Origin of the sequence: Nocardioides sp. CPCC 206348 (assembly GCF_048654705.1) — a bacterium.
Classification (GTDB): domain Bacteria; phylum Actinomycetota; class Actinomycetes; order Propionibacteriales; family Nocardioidaceae; genus Nocardioides.
In genome coordinates, this window is sequence record NZ_JBMCZA010000243.1 from 100,189 (window position 1) to 101,885 (window position 1,697).

Genomic DNA, 1,697 nt, shown 5'->3' on the forward strand with positions numbered 1-1,697 from the left:
TGTCCGGTCCAGCGCGGCCGCGATTGCGAAGAGCCTGGAGTACACCCAGGACGACGTGCAGTTCGGTCCCTCCCCGATCACGCACAGCACCGGTCTGGTGACCAGCGTGCTGCTGCCCCTGCTGGCAGGCGCGAAGTCGTACCTCATGGAGTCGTGGGACCCCGTGCTGGCGCACGACCTGATCAAGGAGCACGGCTGTACCGCCGCCGTGACCGCGACCCCGTTCCTGCAGATGCTGATGGGTGCCTACGACCCTGCGAAGCACGACGCGTCGAGCCTGCGCCTGTGGGTCTGCGCGGGATCGCCCATCCCCGGTTCGGTCGTCGAGGCCTCCAGCAAGCTGTTCGCCGGTTGCCAGACGCTCTCGCTCTACGGTCGCTCGGAGAACTTCCTGACGACCATGTGCACGGTCAAGGACGACGCCTCCCGGTCGGCCAGCTCGGACGGGTCCGCGCTCGACGGTGCCGCGATCCAGGTCGTCGACTCTGACGGGCACGAGGTGCCACGGGGCGAGGAGGGCGACATCTCCTACCGCGGCCCGAGCCACATGATCGAGTACTTCCGCAACGACGAGGAGACCGAGGCGCTGTTCACGCCGGACGGCTTCTCGCGCTCCGGTGACCTCGGTCGGATGGATGCTGACGGCTTCGTCCGGGTGACCGGGCGCCTCAAGGACATCGTGATCCGCGGCGGCATGAACATCAGCGCCCGGGAGCTCGAGGAGCACCTGCTCGCCCACGACGCGATCGCCAACGTCGCCATCGTCGGCATGCCCGACGAGCGCCTGGGCGAGAAGGTCTGCGCGTATGTCGTCCCGGCCGCCGCGGGCAACGAGATCACGCTGGAGCAGCTGACGACCTACCTGCGCGAGCACAACGTCGCGACCCCGAAGCTCCCGGAGCGCATCGAGATCGTGGACACGCTGCCGATGACGGCGACGGGCAAGGTGCAGAAGCACCTGCTGCGCGCCGACATCGCGTCCAAGCTTGCTCCCGTCGACGCCTGATCGTTCGACACCCGCCATGCCCGTCCTGCCGCTGCCGGAGACAGGACTGCCACAGCCCTTCGTCCCGGAGGTCGATGACCGTCAGGTCGCCGACCTCCGGGAACGGTTGGCGCGCACTCGGTGGCCCGAAGAGGCGACCGAGCCCGGCGGGGCGCAGGGGCCCGCCCTGAGTGATCTCCAGGACCTGGTCGTCCACTGGCGTGACGGGTATGACTGGGACCGACTGGCGAAGCGGCTGGCCTCCGTGCCGCAGGTCCGGGTCGAGATCGACGGTCTGGGGATCCACGCGATCCACGCTCGTTCGAGCCGGCCGGACGCCGTACCCCTGCTGTTGACCCACGGCTGGCCGAGCACCTGCTTCGAGTTCCTCGACCTGATTCCGCTCCTCACCGACCCGGTCAAGGGGCAGGCCTTCCATGTCGTGGCCCCGTCGTTGCCGGGCTACGGATGGAGCGAGCGGCCGAGCAGCGCCGGCTGGGGGATCGAGCGGACGGCCGACGCGTGGGCCGCACTGATGGACGCCCTCGGGTATCCGACCTTCGTTGCCCATGGCGGCGACTGGGGTGCGGTGGTCAGTACCGCCCTGGCCCGCCGGCACCCCGATCGCGTGCGCGGACTGCACCTCACTCTTCCGGTGTCGATGGCGACCGAGCAGGACCGCGCTCGAGCGTCCGAGAGCGAGAGGCGCGGC

Annotated in this window: 2 protein-coding genes; both read left to right on the plus strand. The window is 69.5% G+C overall.

The features are described 5' to 3' along the window. Positions 1-1,006, plus strand: a 1,006-nt coding sequence (locus ACOADB_RS28865) for a class I adenylate-forming enzyme family protein (RefSeq protein WP_378607379.1), incomplete at its 5' end; no start/stop codon positions are given. A 16-nt stretch (positions 1,007-1,022) separates the two neighbouring features. Further along, positions 1,023-1,697, plus strand: a 675-nt coding sequence (locus ACOADB_RS28870) for an epoxide hydrolase family protein (RefSeq protein ID WP_378607382.1), incomplete at its 3' end; no start/stop codon positions are given.